We start from the raw sequence: 24345 nt of genomic DNA on the forward strand, positions 1-24345 counted from the left end.
TCAAAAATTCTGTGATGTTCTCCAGCAATCCTGAGTGAAAGGCCTGCCGGTGCGCTTTTCAGCCCCCATCCTTTAGCTATTCTTATCAAACATTCACACTGGATACCCGACAGATGATGACGACGCTTGAAATTCCATCTGTGCTTTCCAGTTCGCAGCGCCGTTGCCAGGTGCTTTTAATGCTTTACCTGCCCGATGCTGCCGTCACCGCACAGAGCATAATCGCAGCCAACGGCGTGGACGACGTCCTGGCACGGCAAGATATAGCCGAGACGCGCGATGAAATCCAGCGCTATCACCGGCTGGATATCGTCACGCACCACGACGGCAGCTACCGGATTGAAGGCACTGCCCTGAACCAGCGTTTATGCCTGCTGCACTGGCTGCGCAGGGCGCTCCGCCTTTGCCCGCAGTTTGTCTCGCACCAGTTTACGCCAGCGTTAAAAACCGCGCTTAAACAACACGGCATCGCGCGGCCACTTTACGACGATGCTAACCTGCGGGCGTTAATCAACTTCTGCTCGCGCAAGCTGCAGCGGCAGTTTGAGTGTCGCGACATCCAGTTCTTACAGCTCTACTTACAGTATTGCCTTATCCAGCACCACCTGGGGAATACGCCACAATTTTCCCATGCCCAGCGCAGCTGGACGCAGTCGCGGGGAGAGTATTTTACGGCGCAGGAGATCGTCCGTCACTGGAAGCGGCGCGTTCCTCAGGGCGCGCATGTGGATGAGCAGTTGTTTCTGGCGCTGCTGTTTATGATGCTCCGCACGCCCGATCCGGTGCTGGATAAGCACCAGCAGGATGAGCGTTTGCGTCGCGCCATCGTGCGCATGGTGGCCCGTTTTCGCTCGCAGACCGGGATGAACTTCAGCGACGAGCAAGGACTGACCGATCAGCTGTATATCCATCTGTCTCAGGCGCTGGACCGTTCCCTGTTTGAAATTGGCATCGACAACAGCCTGCCAGAGGAGATCCATCGTCTCTATCCCCGGCTGTTACGCACCACGAAAGAGGCGTTGTTTGAGCTGGAAGCGGAGTTTGGCCTGCGTTTTTCCGATGAAGAGATGAGCCTGGTCGCGGTGATTTTCGGCGCCTGGCTGATGCAGGAGTCCGATCTCCATGAAAAGCAGGTGGTGCTGTTGACCGGGGAAGATAAATCCTGTGAGGAGCTGATTGAACAGCAGCTGCGCGAGTTGACGCTGCTGCCGCTCAATATTCGCTATCTGACGTTGCAGGCTTTTCAGAAAGAGGGCGCGCCGCGCGAAGCCGCGCTGGTGGTCACCCCCTATCCTGTTGCCCTGCCGCTGTTCTCGCCGCCGTTGATCCACGCGGTTGAATCACTGAATGCGCAGCAGCAAGAGCATATTCGCGCGATGCTGGAGTCGTAGTTACGCGCGTGCGGCCACTTTTGGTCGAACAAACATCGCCGGTAGCGCCACCAGCGCCATTACCCAGAAGACGCCGTGCCCGAGGTGTTGATACAGGAAACCGGCAAAGACCGTCATCACCGCAATACTGCCGCCCATTGCTACCGCGGAATAGACCGACTGCAGACGAATCACGTCCCCGCCCTCACGCGCAGCGATATAGCGCATCGCCGCCAGGTGACATACGGTGAAGGTGCCGCAGTGCAGAATTTGCGCCACGATCAGCCATGGCAGATCCGTCGTCCAGCCCATAATACCCCAGCGTGCCACGCCGCAAATCGCCGAAAGCAGCAGCAGATCGCGCGCGCCAAAACGGCGGAACAGCTTTTTGCTCAGGGCGAAAATAATGACTTCGGCCACCACGCCCAGCGACCAGAGATAACCAACCGCAGAGGCAGAGTAGCCCGCCCCCTGCCAGTAGATAGCGCTGAAGCCATAGTACGCCGCATGCGCCCCCTGAAGCAGACAGACGCACGCCAGAAAGCGCCAGCTCTGTGCGACCAGGCTCCGCCAGGCTGGCCAGCCCGCGCTCTCCTGTTGGCGATTTTCTCCCTGCGGCATCACGGATGGACGTAACAGCATTCCCAGCAGCATCGACGCTATCCCGATGCTCAGCAGAGCCAGAATCGCACGGTAGTCGTAAAGGCTGACCAGTTTCCCCACCAGCGCGGAACCGATAACAAAAGCAATAGAGCCCCACAGGCGCACGCGGCCATAGTCCATGGTGATCTGCTTTTGCCAGGTGTTCGCCAGCGCATCCGTCAGAGGAACCAGCGGAGAGAAGAACAGGTTAAAGCCGACCATCACCACCATCAGCCAGGCAAACTGATGGCTTACCCAGAAGCAGGCGACAAAGACCAGGGTGAGCAGCGCGAGAATGCGTACAGCCTTGATCAGCAGAGAGGGATCGCTGACGCGCGGGGCAATCAGCAGGCTGCCAAGAAAACGCGCCACCAGTCCGGCCCCCAGCAGAACGCCGATGGTCTCTGGAGTCAGGCCGATTCCCTTGAGCCAGACGCTCCAGAATGGCAGAAAAATACCGTAGCTAAAGAAATAGGTGAAATAGCTGAGCGCCAGCCAGCGCGTGGAATGCAAGACCATGAATCCCTCCCGAAATGGAGGCCATAGTCTGGCGAGAATAGAAAAATTAAGCAAGTAGATAGCCTGCTATAAATTAACGAAAAATTAACATATCGTGCAGTCGTCAGGCTTATGGCAGGGAATGAAAATGTGTATTACGTTTAAATTACTCCACTTGCAGAGGTTTTCTGCCATGAACTCACTACGTTATCTCGATTTTGGTCAGTCACGCCATCTGTTGTTGTTGATTGCCCGTATCGCGCTTGTCGTCCTGTTTATTATCTTTGGTTATCCGAAACTGACGGGGTTTAGCGGCACCGTACAATATATGACCTCGCTGGGGACACCGATGCCCATGCTGGCGGCCATTATTGCGGTGGTGATGGAGGTGCCAGCCGCCATCCTGATCGTACTGGGCTTTTTCACCCGCCCTCTTGCCGTGCTGTTTGTGTTCTACACGCTGGGCACGGCGGTGATTGGTCACCATTACTGGAATATGACCGGTGACGCGGTCGTACCGAATATGATTAATTTCTACAAGAATGTCAGTATTGCGGGCGCATTTATATTGCTGGCGATTGTGGGTCCAGGCGCAATATCCCTTGACCGCCGTTAAGCCATAAAAAAAGGCCGCACGCGCGGCCTTTTAACGTTCTGCTGAGCAGAGGAATTATGCGTATACCGGGAAGCGTGCGCAGATATCCAGAACTTTACCTTTGACGCGCTCGATAACCGCTTCGTCATTGATGTTGTCCAGAACGTCACACATCCAGCCAGCCAGCTCTTTCACTTCCGCTTCTTTAAAGCCGCGACGCGTCACAGCCGGAGAACCGATACGGATACCGGACGTCACGAACGGGCTCTTCGGATCGTTTGGCACGCTGTTTTTGTTCACGGTGATGTTAGCGCGGCCCAGGGCAGCGTCAGCTTCTTTACCGGTCAGGTTCTTATCAACCAGATCCAGCAGGAACAGGTGGTTTTCAGTACCGCCAGAAACCACTTTATAGCCACGGTTCAGGAACACTTCCACCATCGCTTTGGCGTTCTTAGCAACCTGCTGCTGATAAACCTTGAACTCTGGCTCCATCGCTTCTTTCAGCGCTACCGCTTTTGCCGCGATAACGTGCATCAGCGGGCCGCCCTGCGCGCTTGGGAACACGGCAGAGTTCAGTTTTTTGTACAGCTCTTCGTCACCGCCTTTCGCCAGGATCAGGCCACCGCGTGGACCCGCCAGGGTTTTATGGGTAGTGGTGGTCACAACGTGAGCGTGCGGAACCGGGTTCGGGTAAACGCCAGCGGCAATCAGACCCGCTACGTGCGCCATGTCGACGAACAGGTAAGCACCGATGCTGTCTGCGATTTCACGCATTTTTGCCCAGTCAACGATACCGGAGTAAGCAGAGAAGCCACCGATGATCATCTTCGGTTTATGCTCTTTAGCCTGCTTCGCCATGTCTTCGTAGTCAATTTTACCGGACTCATCGATACCGTAAGGGATGATGTTGTACAGTTTGCCGGAGAAGTTCACCGGGGAGCCGTGAGTCAGGTGGCCGCCCTGCGCCAGGTTCATACCCAGCACCGTATCGCCCGGCTGCAGCAGCGCGGTGTAAACGGCGAAGTTAGCCTGAGAGCCGGAGTGCGGCTGCACGTTCGCGTAGTCAGCGCCAAAGAGTTCTTTCGCACGGTCGATTGCCAGCTGCTCAACGATATCAACGTACTCGCAACCGCCGTAGTAGCGCTTGCCTGGATAACCTTCAGCGTATTTGTTGGTCAGCTGAGAACCCTGTGCCTGCATGACGCGCGGGCTGGTGTAGTTTTCGGAGGCGATCAGTTCGATGTGCTCTTCCTGACGTACTTTTTCCTGCTCCATAGCCTGCCACAGTTCGGCATCATAATCGGCAATGTTCATTTCACGCTTTAACATCCGCATCTCCTGACTCAGCTAACAAGTAAATTTTGGCCTGAAAAGGCAGTCCTGTTGGACGACGGGCAACAGTATAACTGAATAGTTCTGTGATAACAGGTCTTGACAAACGATTTTACGCAAACGTTTTCCTTCACGCCACGCAAGGGTTTGAGGAATAAAGCGCTCCCCTGTTTCAACGGATTTCTTTTCAGGTTTGTGATGCATATTTTTCATCTTGCAAAGAACCATTTACAACGCAGGGGTATTTTTTATAAGATGCATTTAAAATACATCATTAAAGTTACATCAAAAGGACGCGCTCATGCTCGACGCTCAAACCATCGCTACCGTTAAAGCCACCATCCCCCTGCTGGTGGAAACCGGTCCTAAACTCACCGCTCATTTTTACGATCGCATGTTCACGCATAACCCAGAGTTGAAAGAGATTTTCAACATGAGTAACCAGCGTAATGGCGATCAGCGTGAAGCCCTGTTCAACGCCATCGCGGCCTACGCCAGCAACATTGAAAACCTGGCGGCATTACTGCCTGCGGTGGAAAAAATCGCGCAGAAGCACACCAGCTTCCAGATCAAACCCGAGCAGTACAATATTGTCGGCGGCCACCTGCTGGCAACGCTGGACGAAATGTTCAGCCCGGGCCAGGAGGTACTTGACGCCTGGGGTAAAGCCTACGGCGTGCTGGCAAACGTCTTCATCAACCGTGAAGCGCAGATCTACAGTGAAAACGCCAGCAAGAACGGCGGCTGGGAAGGCACGCGCGCCTTCCGCATCGTTGAGAAAACACCGCGCAGCGCATTGATCACCAGTTTTGAATTTGAACCGGTGGATGGTCAGCCGGTAGCGGATTATCAGCCAGGCCAATATCTCGGCGTGTGGCTGAAGCCTGAAGGTTTTCCGCATCAGGAGATCCGCCAGTATTCCCTGACCCGCAAACCCGACGGCAAAGGCTATCGTATTGCGGTGAAACGCGAGGACGGCGGCCAGGTTTCCAGCTGGCTGCATAACGAAGCCAGCGTGGGTGACGTCGTTCACCTGGCCGCACCGGCGGGTGACTTCTTCATGGCGGTAGACGCTACTACCCCGGTAACGCTGATCTCGGCTGGTGTCGGCCAAACGCCAATGCTGGCGATGCTGGATACGCTGGCGAAAGCAAACCACAGCGCACAGGTCAACTGGTTCCATGCCGCAGAGAACGGCGATGTGCATGCCTTTGCGGACGAAGTGAAAACGCTGGGCGCGACGCTGCCCCGCTTCACTGCGCATACCTGGTATCGCCTGCCAACGGAAGCAGACCGCGCAGCCGCACGTTTTGACAGCGAAGGGTTGATGAATTTAAGCCAGCATGAAGGGGCGTTCAGCGCGCCGGATATGCAGTTCTACGTCTGCGGACCGGTGGCGTTTATGCAATATGCCGCGAAGCAGCTGGTGGCGCTGGGTGTGAATAAAGACAACATTCATTACGAATGTTTCGGCCCGCATAAAGTGCTGTAATGCAAAAAGCCCCTCGAACGAGGGGCTTTTTTTTCGCCGGGTGGCGGCTACGCCTTACCCGGCCTACAAAACCGTTGGCATCGTTAAATCGCGGCGTCGTCTTCTTCGCCGGTACGGATACGGATCACGCGCGCCACGTCAAAGACGAAGATTTTACCGTCGCCAATTTTGCCCGTCTGCGCCGTGCGGATGATGGTATCCACGCAGGTATCGACGATGTCATCGCTGACCACGATTTCAATTTTCACTTTCGGCAGAAAATCGACCATGTACTCTGCGCCACGATAAAGCTCGGTGTGGCCTTTCTGACGACCAAAACCTTTCACTTCCGTCACGGTCATCCCGGTGATGCCGACTTCCGCCAGCGCTTCACGCACATCATCCAGTTTGAAAGGTTTAATAATCGCATCAATCTTTTTCATGGTGGGTCCTTAAACGCTTGCCTGTAAGCTGCCTCGTAATCGATTGCTCACAGTACCATACGGCATTACTCTTTAAAATCGTTTGCTTCCAGCTCGTGGCGTGAGAGCAGCTTGTAAAACTCGGTGCGGTTGCGTCCGGCCATTCGCGCTGCGTGGGTCACGTTGCCTTTGGTGATCTGCAGCAGCTTGCGCAGATAGTTCAGCTCGAACTGGTTACGCGCTTCGGCGAACGTCGGCAAGGCCGTGTTTTCCCCTTCCAGCGCCTGCTCCACCAGCGCATCGCTGATAACGGGCGATGACGTCAACGCCACACACTGCTCAATCACGTTTACCAGCTGGCGAACGTTACCCGGCCAGCTGGCCGCCATCAGCCGTTTCATCGCATCGGTGGAAAACGCGCGGACAAACGGTTTATGGCGATCAGCCGCCTGACGCAACAGGTGATTCGCCAGCAGCGGAATATCTTCAGCACGCTCCGCCAGTGCCGGGATTTTGAGATTCACCACGTTCAGACGGTAGTAGAGGTCTTCACGAAACTCGTTGCGCGCCATCACTTTTGGTAAGTCGCGGTGGGTGGCGGAAATAATTCGTACGTTAATATCAATATCGCGGTTGCTGCCCAGCGGGCGCACTTTACGCTCCTGAAGCACGCGCAGCAGTTTGACCTGTAGCGGCGCAGGCATGTCACCAATCTCGTCGAGGAACAGCGTGCCGCCTTCCGCGGCCTGGAACAGCCCTTCCCGGCTGCTTACCGCGCCGGTGAAGGCGCCACGGGCATGACCAAACAGTTCGGACTCAAGCAATTGTTCCGGAAGCGCGCCGCAGTTAATGGCAATAAAGGCATTTTTGCTGCGCGGGCTGGCGTTGTGGATCGCCTGCGCCAGGATCTCTTTCCCTGTTCCGCTCTGGCCGTTAATCAGCACGCTGACGTCGGACTGGGCGACCATCCGCGCCTGCTCAAGCAGACGTAGCATGATCGGGCTGCGGGTTACAATGGATTCACGCCACGCGTCGTCGCCAGAGGGTGCCGCGTGCTCCAGCGCGCTGTCGATGGCTTTGTAGAGTGCGTCTTTATCTACCGGCTTGGTGAGGAAGCTGAATACGCCCTGCTGGGTTGCGGCGACGGCATCCGGAATTGACCCGTGTGCCGTCAGGATAATCACCGGCATGCCCGGCTGCTGCTTCTGGATCTCCGCGAACAGCTGCAGGCCGTCCATTTCGTCCATCCGCAGATCGCTGATGACCAGATCAATTTTCTCGCGGCTAAGGACTTTCAGCCCTTCCTGTCCGCTTTCCGCAGTCACTACGCTGTAGCCTTCACTCACCAGACGCATCCCCAGCAGCTTTAACAGCCCGGGATCGTCATCCACCAGTAAGAGATGGGCAGGTTTACGGCTCGTCATGCTTCACATCCTCTTGTTTCTGCGTGTCGCTGTCCGGTGCTGCGGATGCGCTACCAGGCTGATATTTGCGCGACGAGAGCTGTCTTTCGATATCGGTCAGGTTTTCCAGCTTGCGCGTCGTGGTATCCAGCTGAGTGCGTAAATGCTGTTGCTGTTGACGCAGCGTATCAAGTTCGCTGTCGGTGGACTGCTGGAGCTTGCTGTAGCGAGAACGCTCTTCAGACAGCTGAAGCTGTAAGGTCTGACCATCCCGCCAGAGCTGGTATACCGGTCGTACCTGTACCGGGAGCGCGATCGTAAAGGTATCCAGCCGGGTCACATTAGCCCGGCGTTCGACGGGGGTGATTTTCGCATCGGCCAGTAGAATTCCCCGCTTGAAAGCGTCCTGCCAGGTGTCGTCATCCAGCATCGCCGCTTTCGAACGGGCGTCCACCGGCGCAAGACGCTGGGCACAATCTATTCCGCGCAGCCAGAACAGCGGATTATTTTCGACATCATGCCCTGACAAATTCCAGATGTCGTCACAGCGGGTAGAGAGGAAATCCGCCAGCTGGTTATCCGGCCATTTATCTTCTTGTTTACCGCTTATCGCACTTTGTGGCGCATGGGAAACGCACCCTGCCAGAAATAAACAAGGTAAACCCAGGCGAAATGTGTTGCTGGAAAACACCGCACGTACGGCGCGGAAAAAGACGTGTGACATACTCACCAGACTTAGATTCATTTTATTGGTTTTTCCGGCTCAGGGGCAGTTCAATACGGAAGCAAACATCCGCACGTTCGTCCGTGGCAATGTTTAGCTCACCCTGCATGCGTCGTATGCAGTCCCGGGCGATGCTTAAGCCCAGACCACTTCCTTTTACCGCACCCTTCCGCTGATGACTCCCCTGGAAAAAGGGTTCGAAGATCATGGTTTTTTCGTCATCAGGGATCGGGGTGCCGGTGTTAGCGACGTCAATAAACACCCGGGAACCCATCGTATAACTTCGGATATAAATGTTACCGGATTCAGTACCATAGTGCACCGCATTGGAGTAAAGATTATCCAGAACGCTCATTAAAAGCATCGGTTCAGCGAGACAGGCAGGCGCACTCAACTCCACCCCGGTATGCATCATTTTAGCTCTTGCTGGCAAGCTATGGGCGGAGATCACCATATCCACCAGCGGCGCAATCTCGACCTCTTCAAGAACGACCGCCCCGTCAGCCAGCTTGCGGTTGTAATCCAGCAGCTGTTCAATCAGCTTTTGCAGGTTGCGGCTGCTGGCATCCAGAATCTCAACAATTTCTTTCTGTTCTGGCGTTAGCGGCCCTGCTACCTCGTCTGCCAGCAGCTCCGTTCCTTCACGCATGCTGGCGAGCGGCGTTTTCAGTTCATGGGAAATATGGCGCAAGAACTGATGACGCTGGGATTCCAGCCACGCCAGACGCTCAGACAGCCAGATAATACGCTGACCAACGGAGCGCAGCTCGCGCGGGCCTTTAAAGGAAACCGAATCCCCGAGCGATTTCCCCTCTCCAAGACGGTTGATCATACGCTGAATGCCCTTCACCGGGCCGATGATCATACGGGTAAAGAGCAGAACCAGCCCGAGACTCACCAGGAAAAGCACCAGTGCCTGCCAGCCGAAGAACTGCCCGCGTTCGGCTATCTCCTGCTGCAGCTGCTGACCGCGAGAGAAAATGACCGTGCGGGTTGACTGCACCATCTCGGTGTTGGCGGCAGCAAACGCTTCAAGACGCGCGGCGGCGGCGGCATCCGGCCCGCTATTGTGGCATTGCAGCTGCGCAAGATCGTTCAGATCCTGACGCAATGCCTGATACAGCTTGTCGTCGGGCAACACGCCCGCATGCGCGTCCAGCATCTCGCTGTAGCGCTTGCGTTGACTCTGGTAAACCTTTTCCAGCGTCCGATCGTCAAGCACGCAGTACTGGCGATAGCTACGCTCCATCTCCAGCGCGGCGTTGGTCATCGCTTCACTGCGTCTGGCGTCGATAAGCGTGGTGCGGTTAGTCAGTGCGGCCTGAGCGCTCAGCGCGTTAAGGCTTTGCCAGGCCTGCCAGGCGAGGATCAGCAATGGCAGCAGGATTAGCAGGAAGGCCATCATCACGAGCTGTCGCAGGGAGCGGGGAAAAACGGGCCAGCGTTTCAACGCATTACTCTCTTCATGGGGGTTTACGCAGAGCGTAACTGAGTCTGCCCTTCAGATACAACAAAGCCGGGTAAAAACCCGGCTTTGTTGTGGAATAAGGCGGTGCCTAACTCGACGTTTCGCCCTGGCCTGATAAAGCATCGCTATGATCAGTAGTTGGACGGCAGGCACCTTTTTGTGCGTCATTCGAAGTTTATGTAGCACGTCCCGAAGGGGCTGACATAAGAAGGTGAATGAGCCACTGGTTAACATTATGCAACACCCGTGCCAGAATGCAAAACAAAACATTAACACATTGATATATAAACATTTTACCAACTTCACCTGTTCATTATCGTTTGAATGATTTCCAGGCTAAGTGTCGCTATTAAGCAACACCTTAACAGGAACCTGTTCTGCCATATATAAATCAATGAGTTAAATGTCTCCTTTTGGAGACAGTCGCAAACCGTCTTTGTCGCAATTTTGCGACACACATAAAAAAGCCCGGTGCGCTACGCTTACCGGGCCTGGAAGGTACCTGCTTTACATCTTAACCCAACTGTTTACGCGCATTGCGGAAGATACGCATCCACGGGCTGTCCTCGCCCCAGTTTTCCGGGTGCCAGGAGTTGCTCACGGTACGGAACACGCGCTCCGGGTGCGGCATCATAATGGTTGCACGACCACTTTCGCTGGTGACTGCCGTAATACCGTTGACCGAGCCGTTCGGGTTAGCCGGATAGGTTTCGGTGACCTTGCCGAAGTTATCGACAAAGCGCAGCGCCACCAGACCTTTGCTTTCAAGCTGAGCCAGATGTGCTGCATCACGCACTTCTACCTGACCTTCACCGTGGGACACGGCGATTGGCATCTGTGATCCGACCATGCCCTGCAGCAGCAGAGATGGGCTTTGTGTCACTTCCACCAGGCTGAAGCGCGCTTCAAAGCGGTCAGACTGGTTACGCACAAAGCGCGGCCAGGCTTCGCTGCCCGGGATAAGCTCGCGCAGGTTGGACATCATCTGGCAACCGTTACACACGCCCAGCGCCAGCGTTTGCGGACGGTGGAAGAAGGTTTCGAACTCGTCGCGCACGCGGCTGTTAAACAGAATGGACTTCGCCCAGCCTTCACCGGCGCCCAGTACGTCACCGTATGAGAAACCACCGCAGGCCACCAGCGCCTGGAAATCTTCCAGACCGGTACGCCCGGCCAGCAGATCGCTCATGTGAACGTCGATGGCGTCAAAGCCCGCACGGTGGAAGGCAGCCGCCATTTCAACGTGGGAGTTAACGCCCTGCTCGCGCAGCACGGCCACCTTCGGACGTGCACCCGTCGCAATGTACGGCGCGGCGATGTCTTCGTTGATGTCGAAGGAGAGCTTCACGTTCAGGCCTGGATCGCTGTCGTTAGCCTTCGCGTTATGCTCCTGATCGGCACATTCCGGGTTATCACGCAGGCGCTGCATCTGCCAGGTCGTTTCCGCCCACCACATACGCAGCGTGGTGCGGCTTTCGCTGAAGACGGCATGACCGTCAGCTTCAATGACAAAGCGGTCGCCCTGTACGGCTTTACCCAGATAATGTACGCAGTCTGCCAGACCGTGCTGCGCAAGAATGGCTTCAACCGCATCGCGGTCTGCCGCACGCACCTGAATCACCGCGCCCAGCTCTTCATTGAACAGCGCTGCCAGGCGGTCTTCACCCAGAGAGGCAATATTCGCCTCCACACCACAGTGGCCGGTGAAGGCCATCTCTGCCAGCGTGACCAGCAGTCCGCCGTCGGAGCGGTCGTGGTAGGCCAGCAGCTTACGCTGCGCGACCAGCGCCTGAATTGCATCGTAGAAGCCTTTTAACTGGGCCACGTCACGCACATCGGCCGGTGTATCACCCAGCTGACGATAAACCTGCGCCAGCGCCGTGGCACCCAGCGCGTTGTGACCTTTACCCAGGTCAATCAGCAACAGGGCGTTGTCTTCGGTCGCAAGCTGCGGCGTCACGGTGTGACGTACGTCTTCCACGCGCGCAAAGGCGGAGATGATCAGCGACAGCGGAGAAGTGATCTCGCGCTGCTCGTTGCCTTCCTGCCAGCGGGTTTTCATCGACATGGAGTCTTTGCCCACCGGAATGGTCAGCCCAAGCGCAGGACACAGCTCTTCGCCCACCGCTTTCACGGCTTCATACAGGCCCGCATCCTCGCCAGGGTGACCGGCAGCGGCCATCCAGTTAGCGGAGAGCTTGATACGTTTGATATCGCCAATCTGCGTCGCGGCAATGTTGGTCAGCGCTTCACCCACAGCCAGGCGGGCGGACGCGGCGAAGTCCAGCAGCGCCACAGGCGTGCGTTCGCCCAGGGCCATCGCTTCACCGTAGTAGCTGTCGAGACTCGCGGTGGTTACGGCACAGTTCGCGACCGGGATCTGCCACGGGCCGACCATCTGATCGCGCGAGACCATACCGGTTACGGTACGGTCGCCAATGGTGACCAGGAAGGTTTTCTCTGCCACCGCCGGCAGGTGCAGCACGCGGTTGACCGCTTCTGCAACGGTGATGCCCTGGCGATCCAGCGCTTTGCCCGCTGCTTTACGCGTTTGCACGTCGCGGGTCATCTTCGGCGTTTTACCGAGCAGAACGTCCAGCGGCAGATCGATCGGCTGGTTGTCGAAATGGGTGTCGCTCAGGGTCAGGTGCTTCTCTTCGGTCGCTTCGCCGATGACGGCATACGGCGCGCGCTCACGGCGGCACAGCTCGTCAAACAGCGGCAGTTGATCCGCTGCAACCGCCAGAACATAACGTTCCTGGGATTCGTTACACCAGATTTCCAGCGGGCTCATGCCTGGCTCATCGCTCAGGATATCGCGCAGGTTGAAGCGGCCACCGCGTCCGCCATCGCTCACCAGCTCCGGCATGGCGTTAGACAGACCGCCCGCGCCCACGTCATGGATAAAGAGAATCGGGTTCGCGTCGCCCAGCTGCCAGCAGCGGTCGATGACTTCCTGGCAGCGACGCTCCATTTCCGGGTTGTCGCGCTGAACGGAAGCAAAGTCGAGATCCGCATCTGACTGACCGGAGGTCATGGAGGATGCCGCGCCGCCGCCCAGGCCGATGTTCATCGCCGGGCCGCCCAGCACGATCAGCTTCGCGCCAACCACGATCTCGCCTTTCTGGACGTGATCGGCACGGATATTGCCGATCCCACCCGCCAGCATGATCGGTTTGTGATAGCCACGCAGCTCTTCGCCGTTATGACTGTCCACTTTCTCTTCATAGGTACGGAAGTAGCCGTTCAGTGCCGGACGGCCAAATTCGTTGTTGAATGCCGCGCCGCCCAGTGGACCGTCGGTCATGATATCCAGCGCGGTCACAATGCGCTCTGGCTTGCCGAAATCCTCTTCCCATGGCTGCTCAAAGCCCGGGATGCGCAGGTTGGAGACGGAGAAACCAACCAGGCCCGCTTTTGGTTTCGCACCACGTCCCGTTGCACCTTCATCACGGATTTCACCGCCTGAACCGGTGGCCGCACCCGGCCACGGGGAAATTGCCGTCGGGTGGTTGTGGGTTTCCACTTTCATCAGGATATGCGCAGGCTCCTGATGGAAGTCGTAACGACCGGTAGCGTGGTCGGCAAAATAGCGCCCAACCTCGGAGCCTTCCATCACCGCGGCATTGTCTTTATAGGCAGACAGCACGTGGTCGGGGGTTTGCTCCATGGTGTTTTTGATCATTTTGAACAGCGATTTAGGCTGCTGTTCGCCGTCAATAATCCAGTCGGCGTTGAAAATTTTATGGCGGCAGTGCTCGGAGTTGGCCTGCGCGAACATGTAGAGCTCGATGTCGTTCGGGTTGCGGTTCAGCTTAACAAACGCATCCTGCAGGTAGTCGATTTCGTCTTCTGCCAGCGCCAGGCCGAGACGCAGGTTAGCGTCAATCAGCGCCTGACGGCCCTGCCCCAGCAGGTCTACGCTTTGTACCGGCGCAGGCTGATGGTGGGAGAAGAGCTTCTGTGCGTCATCAAGAGAGGCAAACACGCTTTCCATCATGCGGTCATGCAGCTCGGCGGCAACCGCCTGCCACTGCGCGTCGCTCAGGGTCGAGGCGTCAACGTAGTAGGCCACGCCGCGCTCCAGACGGTTAATCTGGCTCAGGCCGCAGTTGTGGGCAATGTCGGTGGCTTTAGAAGACCAGGGGGAGATGGTGCCCGGACGCGGCGTCGCAAGGATCAGTTTGCCGGTTGGCGTATGGCTACTCAGATTTGGGCCATACTTGAGCAGGCGTTCCAGCTGTACGCGCTCCTCTGCATTCAGGGGGGCATTCAGGTCAGCAAAATGGACATACTCAGCGTAAATATTGCTTACCGGAAGGTCGGCCGCCTGAAAACGTGCCAGCAGTTTGTTAATACGGAAGGCAGACAGTGCAGGCGAACCACGCAGAATTTCCATCATAAGTCTCTCGTCTTCGAAGCGCCGGGGCGCTTTCAGTGTGCGCAAGGGGGGAAAACGGGCGTCATTATAGAGAATCCTGAGCGCCGACGAAACCGTTTGCGTGGAAATAAAATTGGCGGAGACATTTAGCAATAGATGTGACCTGTCTCTCTAATTGGTTGCCAAGTGGCGCAAGTTTACGCAAAATGCCGCTCATTCAATGGCAAACCTGATTATCAAACATGGCTACAGCATACTGAGGCAACCGGCGTCGCAGAGAATTAACTAATTGAAAAAATTAAAGATTAATTATCTGCTCATCGGCATTGTTACGTTGCTGCTGGCAGTGGCCCTCTGGCCTTCCATCCCCTGGTTCGGCAAAGCCGAAAACCGTATCGCCGCCATTCAGGAGCGGGGGGAGCTGCGCGTCAGTACGCTCAACTCTCCGCTGATTTACAGCGACATTAACGGCAAAATTATTGGCCTTGATTATGAACTGGCGCAGCAGTTCGCCGATTATCTTGGCGTGAAGCTTAAAATTACCGTTCGCCAGAATATCAACCAGCTGTTCGACGACCTTGATAACAACGATGCCGACATACTGGCAGCCGGTCTGGTCTATAACAGTGAGCGTAGCAAAAACTATCAACCGGGCCCGACCTATTACTCCGTTTCGCAACAGCTGGTCTATCGCGTCGGGAGTCTGCGGCCACGCACGCTGGCCTCCATTAACGATCAACAGCTGACCATTGCGCCCGGCCATGTGGTGATTGAGGATCTGCGTGAGCTGAAAGAGAAGAAATACCCCGACCTGAGCTGGAAGGTTGATCCGAAACTGGGCACAACGGAGCTGCTGGAGCAGGTAAAAGATCAGAAACTGCCCTACACCATTGCCGATTCGGTTGCGATCAGTCTGTTCCAGCGCGTGCATCCTGAAATTGCCGTAGCGCTCGACGTTACCGACGAGCAGCCGGTGACCTGGTTTAGTCAGCTCGATGACGATCAGACTCTTTCTGCGGCCATGCTCGATTTCTATAACACCATCAATGAAGACGGCACGCTGGCACGCCTGGAGGAGAAGTATCTCGGCCACGGTGATGACTTTGACTATGTTGACACCCGCAGCTTCCTGCGCGCGGTAGATAGCGTCCTGCCAGACCTGCAGCCATTATTCGAAAAATACGCCCAGGAGATTGACTGGAAACTGCTGGCGGCTATTTCGTATCAGGAGTCCCACTGGGACACCCAGGCCACCTCACCGACCGGCGTGCGTGGCTTAATGATGTTAACCAAAAATACCGCGCTGAGCCTGGGCGTGAATGACCGTACCGATGCGGAACAGAGCATCAGCGGCGGGGCTCGCTATCTTCAGGATATGATGGCCAAAGTGCCGGAAACGGTGCCGGAAGAGGAACGGATCTGGTTTGCGCTGGCAGCCTACAATATGGGCTACGCGCATATGCTTGACGCGCGGGCGCTGACCGCGAAAACGAAAGGTAACCCGGACAGCTGGTCAGACGTAAAGCAACGTCTACCGCTGCTAAGCCAGAAGCCGTGGTATAACAAGCTGACTTACGGCTACGCGCGCGGACATGAAGCCTACGCCTACGTGGAAAATATCCGTAAGTATCAGATTAGCCTGGTCGGCTATCTGCTCGAGAAAGAAAAAGAGGCGACAGAGGCAAGACAGCTGGCTGAGAGTTATCCGGTTGTGGCGCCGGACGAGCTTAATCGTCCGACAACTTCAATTCTGCCTTTTGTTGCTTTTTCTGCTGACGGCGCATTCGAAAGAAATCGCTTAATAGCGCCGAACACGCTGGTGCAAGTACCCCACCGATAGTTTTCACTTGGTGATTCATCCCTGGATGACCCAGCACGTCCAGCAGAGAACCGGCCGCACCGGTTTTTTCATCCCGCGCGCCAAAGACCAGCGTACCAATCCGGCTGTGCACCATCGCCCCAGAACACATCACGCACGGCTCAAGCGTCACATACAGCGTGGTATCAAGCAGACGATAGTTTTGCAGCACCATTCCGCCCTGACGAAGGGCCATGATTTCAGCGTGCGCAGTCGGATCGTGACGGCCAATCGGGCGGTTCCACCCTTCCCCTATCACCTGGTTATTGTGGACAAGCACGGCACCCACGGGCACTTCTCCCTCGTCCCAGGCGCGCTGGGCAAGCGTAAGCGCATGGCGCATCCAGTATTCATGATCGCGTTCAGGGTTGCACAACGGTTGATACTCCAGTCTAAAAGCGGGCGGCATTATACACACCCGCTATAGATAAGACTATTCGAGTTGCTGAAGTTCGCCTGCGGGCGTGACGCGCCAGCGATGCTGGCAAAAAAAGAGCAGCGGGTTGTCCTGTTTGCTGTCGCTGTAGCCGCTGTAGAGACGCAGCGGCGTGCCGATGCGTTTCTCCAGCTGCACCACTTTTTCATGCCCCAGGCAGCGCATACTCAGTACCCAGCCGCCGTAACCACGGGCAATTTGTGTGGCGATAAGATTCACGCGCGGCAGCCAGGGCGTATCAAAATAAACCTGTTCAACCAGCGTCTGCGGGGAGCCCGTGATCAACCAGATGTCGGCATCGTTGGCGTCGAGGTAACTGGTGAGGCGCGCCTGTACAACCGGGAACGCGGCGACATGACCGCGAAACCAGTGCGCAAACTCCTTTTCGAGCTGTTTGAGCCGCGCTTCGCTGTGGCCAAACGTACATCCCCAGAGCAGCAGGCTCATCGGCCAGCGCGCCGCCCGGCCTTTCACCAGCAGCGCGATGCCGATCGCCGGTAACAGCGGTAAGACGAGCAGCGCATTCAGAGGCTGGCGCCGCAGCAGGTAGCGCATAAACGAACCAAACATATCCTGCTGATGCAGCGTTCCATCCAGATCGAAAAAGACAACGCGACGCTCGTGATTTGCCAAACCTTACTCCTCTGGGTCGTTGAATCCTAACAGCCAGGTAAACAGGAACCCGGCGATCACCGCTACAGAATAGCCTAACAGATAGAGCATCACTTTTCCGGTCACGATAGTTAACGCCAGCGGCAAACCGGAGAGACCAAACGTAATGACGGTAGCAACTTTCCAGTAGCTAATGAGCGCCCCGCCGACCGCGCCGCCCAGACAGGCAGCCAGGAACGGTTTACCCAGCGGCAACGTGACGCCAAAAATCAGCGGTTCGCCAATGCCGAGCAATCCAACCGGAAGCGCGCCTTTAATCACTTTTTTCAGGCGTGCGTTGCGGGTTTTCAGCAGTACGGCAATCGCCGCACCGACCTGCCCCACCCCCGCCATTGAGAGTATAGGCAGCAGCGCGTTGTAACCGTGCGCCTGCACCAGTTCGACGTGGATCGGCACCAGTCCCTGATGCAGACCGGTCAGCACCAGCGGCAGGAAGGTGCCTGACAGCACCGCCCCCACTAACAAACCGCCGCGGTCAATGGCCAGAGACGCGCCATGAGCGATGGCATCAGAGATCCATCCCCCTAATGGCTGAAGAACCACAATCGCCACACTACCGGTAATTAACGTGGTCAGCAGGGGGTTGAGGATGAGTTCAATCGAGCCGGGCAATACCGCGCGAAGTCTTTTCTCAATCCAGCACATCAGGATGACCACCAGCAGCACGGCAATCACCCCGCCGCGACCAGGCTGGAGCGCCTCGCCAAACAGCGTAATTTGCGCCAGCTGCGGGCTGGAGAGAATGCCCGCCATCACGCCCCCCATCGCCAGCGAACCGCCAAACACTTTGGCGGTATTCACCCCGACCAGAATGTTCATAATGGCAAACACCGCGCTGCCGAAGATCCCCAGAATACCCAACAGGTTCGGATACTGGGTGGCAAAGTCCCCGACGATATCCGGACGCTTGAGAATATTGATAATCCCGGTGATCAAGCCGGAAGCAATAAACGCCGGGATCAGCGGGATAAAGACATTTGCCAGCTGTCGTAGCGCGTCGCTCATGGGGGCTTTGTATTTCGCCTTCGCCTGCGCTTTGGTGCGCGCAGCATCGTCGAGCGTCACACTCGCGCCGCCGCCCATCAGCGCGCGCATGGCATCAACCACCTGCGCCGCTTTCCCCGGCCCGACGATCAGCTGGTGTTGCTGCCCCTGCTTCACGTAACCGCTGACACCGGAAAGCTTCTTCAGGCCCGGCACATCCAGCTGGTCGTCGTTATGCACCTCGACGCGCACGCGCGTCATGCAGTTTTCCAGACGCTGAATATTCTCTTCTCCGCCGATCCCTCGCAGGATATCGCTGGCGAGCGCTGCTGTTTTGTCCATACACGCCTCTGTTAGTTTTCTAATGCCGCCCGTAAGAAGCCATTATGCGCATCGAGTCTGGCTCGCGCGGCCGCCGCATCCAGCCCACTTAAGATCATCAATATGGCGGGTTTAACATCGTGATCGGTCTGTTGGAGGACCGCTTCTGCCTCTTCACGGCCTGCGCCTGTCGCCTCCATCACCATACGGCAGGCTCTGTCCACCAGCTTGACGTTAGTGGCCTGCATATCCACCATCAGGTTCTGATACACCTTGCCGAACTTCACCATCGCACCGGTGGAGATCATATTGAGCACCAGCTTTTGCGCGGTACCGGATTTCAGGCGCGTGGAGCCGGTGAGCGCTTCTGGCCCGACAACCGGGGAGATGGCGATGGCGGCCACCTGAGCGATTGGAGAGCCGGGGTTACAGGAGATGGCGACCGTCGTGCAGCCGGTCTGGTTGGCGTATTCCAGACCGCCAATGACGTACGGCGTGCGCCCGGATGCCGCCAGCCCGACGACCAGATCGTTCGCCGTCAGAGTAAGTGCCTTCAGGTCATCCTCACCCAGCTGTTTGTTATCTTCCGCCCCTTCAACGGCTTTCAGCAGCGCACCAGGCCCCCCCGCAATCAGCCCGACCACCAGCCCATGCGGCACGCCAAACGTTGGCGGACATTCGGAGGCGTCCAGCACGCCGAGACGGCCGCTGGTACCGGCACCCATGTAGATAATGCGGCCACCTGCTTTGAGGGCTTCCGCCGCCGCATCGACCGCTTTCGCTACCTCAGGTAATGTCTCTTTCACTGCCTGCGCGACCAGCGTATCCTGTTGATTAAAGCGGTTAACCAGCTCCAGAGTAGAGAGCGCATCCAGATCCATGGTTTGCGGGTTACGCGTTTCAGAAACAAGTGAGCCAAGATTCATTTTTTGTACCTCAAGAATTTTTAATTCATAATAATCACACTATAATGGAATATAAAATTCATTCAGGCGAGCAAAATTCGTATTTGCGTAGACAATCACATTTCCGCCGGGAGTACTTATGAACTGTTTAATTCGCATTCGCCAGCGCTACGCCGGCTTTGCTCAAAGCGACAAAAAACTGGCGGACTTTCTGCTTTCTCAGCCTGACCGCGCCCGTCATCTCAGCTCGCAACAGCTGGCAAGCGAAGCCGGGGTAAGTCAGTCAAGCGTGGTGAAATTTGCCCAGAAGATCGGTTTTAAAGGCTTCCCTGCCCTTAAGCTGGCAATTAGCGAAGCGCTGGTGAGTAATCCCAACCCGCAATCTATGCCGGTGCATAACCAGATCCGCGGGGATGATCCAATGCGTGTGGTCGGGGAAAAGCTGATTAAAGAGAACGTCGCGGCCATGCATGCCACCCTCGACGTGAATACCGAAGAGAAGTTACTGGAAAGCGTGGCGATGCTGCGAGCGGCGCGGCGTATTATTTTAACCGGTATTGGCGCATCCGGCCTGGTGGCGCGTAATTTTGGCTGGAAGCTGACCAAAATCGGTTTTAACGCGATTGTCGAGCAGGATATGCACGCCCTGCTGGCGACCGTGCAGGCGATGGATCCTGAAGATCTGCTGCTGGCCATCTCCTATTCCGGTGAGCGCCGCGAGATTAACATGGCAACGGACGAAGTGCTGCGCGTCGGCGGCAAAATCCTCGCCATCACCGGGTTCACCCCGAATGCCCTGCAACAGCGGGCCACGCGCTGTCTGTATACCATTGCCGAAGAGCAGGCCACGCGCAGCGCGGCGATCTCGTCAACCAGTGCGCAAATGATGCTGACGGACCTGCTGTTTATGGCGCTGGTGCAGCAGGATTTAGAGCGGGCGCCAGAGCGCATTCGCCATAGTGAAGAGCTGGTAAAAAAACTGGTCTGAGTAAGGAATGAGCGTATAATGCCCGCCCTGTTTGTGATGTTTCTGAGAATTTCCTGATGGCGCTGTTAATTACCAAAAAATGCATCAATTGCGATATGTGCGAACCGGAATGCCCGAACCAGGCGATTTCGATGGGCGACAGCATTTATGAGATTAACAGCGACCGCTGCACCGAATGCGTCGGCCACTATGAAACGCCGACCTGTCAGAAAGTGTGCCCGATCCCGAATACCATCCTGAAGGATCCGGCACACGTTGAGAGTGAAGAGCAGCTGTGGGATAAGTTTGTCTTGCTGCACCACGCGGACAAACTCTAGCTTTCAATAATCACCGTTGCGCAGGCGTAGTGACGTTCGTCCGCGAGCGTCACATGCATGTGATTCACGCCCAGTTTCTCCGCAAGCTTTTGCGCCTCGCCCCATAACCGCAGGCGCGGCTTGCCCAGTTCGTCGTTAAATACTTCAAACTGATTAAACGCGAGGCCGTTACGAATGCCCGTACCGAACGCTTTGGCTGCCGCCTCTTTTACCGCAAAACGTTTTGCCAGAAAGCGCACCGGCTGCTGATGCGCTTCCCAGATGGCCCATTCGTTATCGCTGAGCACGCGTCTTGCCAGGCGCTCGCCGCTACGGGCGATCACCGCTTCTATGCGGGCTATCTCAACGATATCAGTGCCTAAGCCCAGAATGGCCATTACTGACGCGCTTCCAGCATCAGGCGTTTCATTTCTGAGACCGCCTCTTTCAGGCCGCTCATCACCGCACGACCAATAATCGCATGACCGATATTCAGCTCATGCATCTCCGGCAGGGCAGCGATAGCCTTAACGTTATGGTAGGTCAGGCCGTGTCCGGCGTTAACCTTCAGCCCCAGGCTCGCCGCGTAGGTGGCCGCTTTGGCAATACGCTCCAGCTCTTTGGCTTGCTCAGCATCGTTTTTGGCATCGGCATAGCAGCCAGTGTGAATTTCGATATACGGCGCGCCAACGTCCGCAGCGGCTTTGATCTGCGCGAAGTCGGCATCGATAAACAGGGAAACCAGGATACCGGCATCCGCCAGACGTTTGCAGGCATCGCGCATTTTATCGATCTGCCCAGCCACATCAAGACCGCCTTCGGTGGTCACTTCCTGACGTTTTTCCGGCACCAGGCAGCAGAAATGGGGTTGAGTCTCGCAGGCAATGGCCAGCATCTCTTCCGTGACCGCCATCTCCAGATTCATGCGCGTATCCAGCGTCTGACGCAGAATACGCACGTCGCGGTCGGTGATGTGGCGGCGGTCTTCACGCAGGTGAACGGTAATGCCGTCGGCGCCAGCCTGTTCGGCGATAAATGCCGCCTGAACCGGATCGGGATAAGCCGTGCCGCGTGCGTTACGCAGCGTGGCAATGTGATCAATATTGACGCCTAACAGTAATTCAGCCATGACAATCCTCGGTATTTTGGTTCATTTCCCTTCCCCCTCCGGGAGAGGGCAACGTTAACGTTTTGGCATAAACTGCCTGAATAATTCGCGGCTCTTTAAGGGCTTGCCGCCAAGATACGGCTTGAGGGCGATCCGGGTAAAGCGTTTTGCTGCGCGCAGGGTGTCCTGATCGGGAAACTCGCGCGCATAAAGCGCCCGAAGCTGGCGCCCGGTAAAGGTACTGTTATCAATCACGATACTGGCGATAAACCCTTTTTCTTCCCGATAGCGGTAGGTCATCGCGTCTTCGACCTCGTCTCCGCTTCCCGCACAATGCAGAAAATCGACGCCGTATCCCAGATGCCCCAGCAGCGCCAGTTCAAAACGTCGCAAGGCAGGTTCAGGCGTGCCGGTTGCCCCTGCGAGGGCCTGGATACAGTGCAGATAATCGAAGAAAAGTTCAGAGAAGCGAGTCTCATGTTCAAGAACCCGTGAGATGAGTTCATTGACATACAGACCGCTGTACAGGGTGATACCAGAAAGAGGAAGCGCCAGGGAGACGGCTTCAGCGCTGCGCAGGGTTTTCACTTCCCCTCGCCCACCAAAGCGGACCAGCAGCGGCGTGAAAGGCTGTAGGGCACCTTTCAGATTAGAACGTTTGGAACGTGCGCCTTTCGCTACAAGGCGCACGCGACCGGACTCTTCCGTGAAGACGTCCAGCATCAGGCTGGTTTCGCTCCAGGGACGACTATGCAGGACGAAGGCGCGCTGCCATCCTTCCATCATACTCGTCGTCTTAGGTTACTGGTCTTCGCCGTAACCGAGGCTGCGCAGAGCACGCTCATCATCGGCCCAGCCAGATTTCACTTTCACCCACAGCTCCAGGTGAACCGGCGCTTCAAACATCTCCATCATGTCTTTACGGGCTTCAATACCGATGGTTTTGATCTTGGCACCTTTGTTGCCGATCACCATCTTCTTCTGCCCCTCACGCTCAACGAGGATCAGGCCGTTAATGTCGTAGCCGCCGCGCTCGTTGGTCTGGAAACGCTCGATCTCCACCGTCACAGAGTACGGCAGTTCCGCGCCCAGGAAACGCATCAGCTTTTCACGGATGATTTCAGACGCCATAAAGCGCTGAGAACGATCGGTGATGTAGTCTTCCGGGAAGTGATGAATCGCTTCCGGAAGATGCTTACGCACGATGCCCGCGATGGTATCGACGTTCAGGCCAGTCTCTGCAGACAGCGGAACGATATCGAGGAAGTTCATCTGGCTGCCCAGCCACTGAAGATGCGGCAGCAGGTCAGCCTTTTCCTGCACGTTGTCAACTTTATTGACCGCGAGGATGACCGGCGTTTTGCCGTCACGTAGCTTGTTCAGCACCATTTCGTCGTCCGGCGTCCAGCGGGTGCCTTCCACAACGAAAATGACCAGTTCTACATCACCAATCGAGCTGCTCGCCGCTTTGTTCATCAGACGGTTAATGGCACGCTTCTCTTCCATGTGCAGGCCCGGAGTATCGACGTAGATCGCCTGATACGCGCCTTCAGTATGGATGCCGACAATGCGGTGACGCGTGGTCTGCGCCTTACGCGAGGTAATAGAAATCTTCTGCCCAAGCAGATTATTCAGCAGGGTGGATTTGCCGACGTTCGGACGTCCGACGATGGCAATAAATCCGCAATACGTTTTTTCTTCGCTCATTCCAGCTCCAGCATTTTTAACGCCTGTTCGGCGGCAGCCTGTTCAGCCTTACGACGGCTTGAACCTGTGCCCACCACCGGTTCACTCAGGCCACTGACCTGGCAATGGATGGTAAATTCCTGATCGTGCGCTTCACCACGTACCTGCACCACCAGATAAGATGGCAGCGGCAGATGACGGCCCTGCAAATATTCCTGCAGACGCGTTTTCGGATCTTTTTGTTTATCGCCCGGGCTGATTTCGTCCAGACGGCTCTGATACCAGTTGAGGATCAGCTTTTCTACGGTCTGGATATCGCTGTCCAGGAACACACCACCAATTAATGCTTCGACCGTATCGGCAAGAATAGATTCACGACGGAAGCCGCCGCTTTTCAGTTCACCCGGCCCAAGACGCAGACATTCGCCCAGTTCAAATTCGCGCGCGATTTCCGCAAGGGTATTCCCCCGAACCAGCGTGGCACGCATGCGGCTCATATCCCCCTCGTCAACACGCGGGAAACGATGATAAAGCGCATTCGCAATCACGAAACTTAAAATTGAGTCGCCTAAAAACTCAAGACGCTCATTATGCTTGCTGCTGGCACTGCGGTGGGTTAATGCCTGTTGCAACAACTCCTGATGATGAAAAGTGTAGCCCAGCTTCCGTTGAAGCCGATTAATTACGATGGGGTTCATGCGATACCAATAAATGAATGCGTCAAAAATGCAGCACACGAAACCGACCTGAGAAAACCAACGCGGTTTCGTGTGCCGTGGCACCCT

The 24345-nt window shown here is 56.2% G+C and carries 22 protein-coding genes; 6 read left to right on the forward strand and 16 right to left on the reverse strand.

The window, feature by feature from the left end; translation table 11 throughout:
- Positions 1-113: 113 nt before the first annotated feature.
- Positions 114-1391: a stationary phase inducible protein CsiE gene (gene csiE / locus ABFI50_RS03550; RefSeq protein WP_023337632.1), complete on the forward strand. Its 1278-nt coding sequence runs from the start codon at positions 114-116 to the stop codon at positions 1389-1391.
- Here csiE and ABFI50_RS03555 read toward each other — a convergent pair whose 3' ends face one another.
- On the reverse strand, positions 1392-2531 hold the full coding sequence (locus tag ABFI50_RS03555; protein WP_063667020.1) for a 3-phenylpropionate MFS transporter: 1140 nt from the start codon (positions 2529-2531) through the stop codon (positions 1392-1394).
- A 172-nt stretch (positions 2532-2703) separates the two neighbouring features.
- Between ABFI50_RS03555 and ABFI50_RS03560 the strand changes: the two genes are divergently transcribed.
- Positions 2704-3126 carry a DoxX family protein gene (locus ABFI50_RS03560; protein ID WP_014884830.1) on the forward strand — a complete coding sequence of 141 codons (423 nt, stop codon included), beginning with the start codon at positions 2704-2706 and terminating at the stop codon, positions 3124-3126.
- A 54-nt stretch (positions 3127-3180) separates the two neighbouring features.
- On the opposite strand, the gene glyA is transcribed toward ABFI50_RS03560, so the two are convergent.
- Positions 3181-4434 carry a serine hydroxymethyltransferase gene (gene glyA / locus ABFI50_RS03565; protein ID WP_008502165.1) on the reverse strand — a complete coding sequence of 418 codons (1254 nt, stop codon included), beginning with the start codon at positions 4432-4434 and terminating at the stop codon, positions 3181-3183.
- Positions 4435-4738: 304 nt separating this feature from the next.
- Here glyA and hmpA point away from each other — a divergent pair, with 304 nt between their 5' ends.
- Positions 4739-5929 (forward strand): NO-inducible flavohemoprotein, encoded by a 1191-nt coding sequence (gene hmpA, locus ABFI50_RS03570; protein WP_063667015.1) that lies wholly within the window; start codon positions 4739-4741, stop codon positions 5927-5929.
- Between the two features lie 83 nt (positions 5930-6012).
- Here hmpA and glnB read toward each other — a convergent pair whose 3' ends face one another.
- The 5 genes from glnB to purL all read right to left on the reverse strand — a co-directional run bounded on the left by glnB (position 6013) and on the right by purL (position 14327).
- Complete coding sequence (glnB, locus tag ABFI50_RS03575) at positions 6013-6351, reverse strand: nitrogen regulatory protein P-II (RefSeq protein WP_003860685.1); 339 nt, start codon at positions 6349-6351, stop codon at positions 6013-6015.
- A gap of 65 nt (positions 6352-6416) precedes the next feature.
- Positions 6417-7754 (reverse strand): two-component system response regulator GlrR, encoded by a 1338-nt coding sequence (gene glrR / locus ABFI50_RS03580; protein ID WP_014884832.1) that lies wholly within the window; start codon positions 7752-7754, stop codon positions 6417-6419.
- Entirely contained in the window at positions 7741-8478 is a 738-nt protein-coding gene (qseG, locus tag ABFI50_RS03585) for a two-component system QseEF-associated lipoprotein QseG (protein ID WP_023337635.1), read from the reverse strand. Before qseG ends, glrR begins: the two co-directional genes overlap by 14 nt.
- Before the next feature lies 1 nt (position 8479).
- Positions 8480-9907 (reverse strand): two component system sensor histidine kinase QseE/GlrK, encoded by a 1428-nt coding sequence (qseE, locus tag ABFI50_RS03590; protein WP_014884834.1) that lies wholly within the window; start codon positions 9905-9907, stop codon positions 8480-8482.
- Positions 9908-10439: 532 nt separating this feature from the next.
- Positions 10440-14327: a phosphoribosylformylglycinamidine synthase gene (gene purL / locus ABFI50_RS03595; RefSeq protein WP_023331091.1), complete on the reverse strand. Its 3888-nt coding sequence runs from the start codon at positions 14325-14327 to the stop codon at positions 10440-10442.
- Positions 14328-14595: 268 nt separating this feature from the next.
- Between purL and mltF the strand changes: the two genes are divergently transcribed.
- Positions 14596-16146, forward strand: a complete 1551-nt coding sequence (gene mltF, locus ABFI50_RS03600) for a membrane-bound lytic murein transglycosylase MltF (RefSeq protein ID WP_014884836.1) — start codon at positions 14596-14598, stop codon at positions 16144-16146.
- On the opposite strand, the gene tadA is transcribed toward mltF, so the two are convergent.
- The 4 genes from tadA to murQ are packed head-to-tail and all read right to left on the reverse strand — an operon-like array spanning position 16034 to position 19503.
- On the reverse strand, positions 16034-16573 hold the full coding sequence (gene tadA, locus ABFI50_RS03605) for a tRNA adenosine(34) deaminase TadA (protein ID WP_014884837.1): 540 nt from the start codon (positions 16571-16573) through the stop codon (positions 16034-16036). The genes mltF and tadA overlap by 113 nt on opposite strands.
- Before the next feature lie 24 nt (positions 16574-16597).
- The gene (yfhb, locus tag ABFI50_RS03610) at positions 16598-17233 is read right to left on the reverse strand and encodes a phosphatidylglycerophosphatase C (RefSeq protein WP_347485380.1); all 636 of its coding nucleotides are present in this window, start codon (positions 17231-17233) and stop codon (positions 16598-16600) included.
- A 3-nt stretch (positions 17234-17236) separates the two neighbouring features.
- Positions 17237-18598 (reverse strand): PTS transporter subunit EIIC, encoded by a 1362-nt coding sequence (locus ABFI50_RS03615; protein ID WP_014884839.1) that lies wholly within the window; start codon positions 18596-18598, stop codon positions 17237-17239.
- An 11-nt stretch (positions 18599-18609) separates the two neighbouring features.
- Positions 18610-19503: an N-acetylmuramic acid 6-phosphate etherase gene (gene murQ / locus ABFI50_RS03620; RefSeq protein WP_063433625.1), complete on the reverse strand. Its 894-nt coding sequence runs from the start codon at positions 19501-19503 to the stop codon at positions 18610-18612.
- Between the two features lie 118 nt (positions 19504-19621).
- Here murQ and ABFI50_RS03625 point away from each other — a divergent pair, with 118 nt between their 5' ends.
- Positions 19622-20470: a MurR/RpiR family transcriptional regulator gene (locus ABFI50_RS03625; RefSeq protein ID WP_014884841.1), complete on the forward strand. Its 849-nt coding sequence runs from the start codon at positions 19622-19624 to the stop codon at positions 20468-20470.
- A 56-nt stretch (positions 20471-20526) separates the two neighbouring features.
- Positions 20527-20787 (forward strand): YfhL family 4Fe-4S dicluster ferredoxin, encoded by a 261-nt coding sequence (locus tag ABFI50_RS03630; RefSeq protein WP_014884842.1) that lies wholly within the window; start codon positions 20527-20529, stop codon positions 20785-20787.
- On the opposite strand, the gene acpS is transcribed toward ABFI50_RS03630, so the two are convergent.
- The 5 genes from acpS to rnc are packed head-to-tail and all read right to left on the reverse strand — an operon-like array spanning position 20784 to position 24258.
- On the reverse strand, positions 20784-21164 hold the full coding sequence (gene acpS, locus ABFI50_RS03635) for a holo-ACP synthase (protein ID WP_014884843.1): 381 nt from the start codon (positions 21162-21164) through the stop codon (positions 20784-20786). The genes ABFI50_RS03630 and acpS overlap by 4 nt on opposite strands.
- The gene (gene pdxJ / locus ABFI50_RS03640) at positions 21164-21895 is read right to left on the reverse strand and encodes a pyridoxine 5'-phosphate synthase (protein ID WP_023331095.1); all 732 of its coding nucleotides are present in this window, start codon (positions 21893-21895) and stop codon (positions 21164-21166) included. Before pdxJ ends, acpS begins: the two co-directional genes overlap by 1 nt.
- A gap of 54 nt (positions 21896-21949) precedes the next feature.
- Entirely contained in the window at positions 21950-22657 is a 708-nt protein-coding gene (recO, locus tag ABFI50_RS03645) for a DNA repair protein RecO (RefSeq protein ID WP_023331096.1), read from the reverse strand.
- Between the two features lie 18 nt (positions 22658-22675).
- Positions 22676-23581, reverse strand: coding sequence for a GTPase Era (gene era / locus ABFI50_RS03650; RefSeq protein ID WP_006176722.1), 906 nt, complete (start codon positions 23579-23581; stop codon positions 22676-22678).
- Positions 23578-24258 (reverse strand): ribonuclease III, encoded by a 681-nt coding sequence (gene rnc / locus ABFI50_RS03655; protein ID WP_010434072.1) that lies wholly within the window; start codon positions 24256-24258, stop codon positions 23578-23580. Before rnc ends, era begins: the two co-directional genes overlap by 4 nt.
- Positions 24259-24345 lie beyond the last annotated feature (87 nt).

The organism is Enterobacter sp. HNDS-6 (assembly GCF_039850505.1).
GTDB classification, from domain to species: Bacteria; Pseudomonadota; Gammaproteobacteria; order Enterobacterales; family Enterobacteriaceae; genus Enterobacter; species Enterobacter kobei.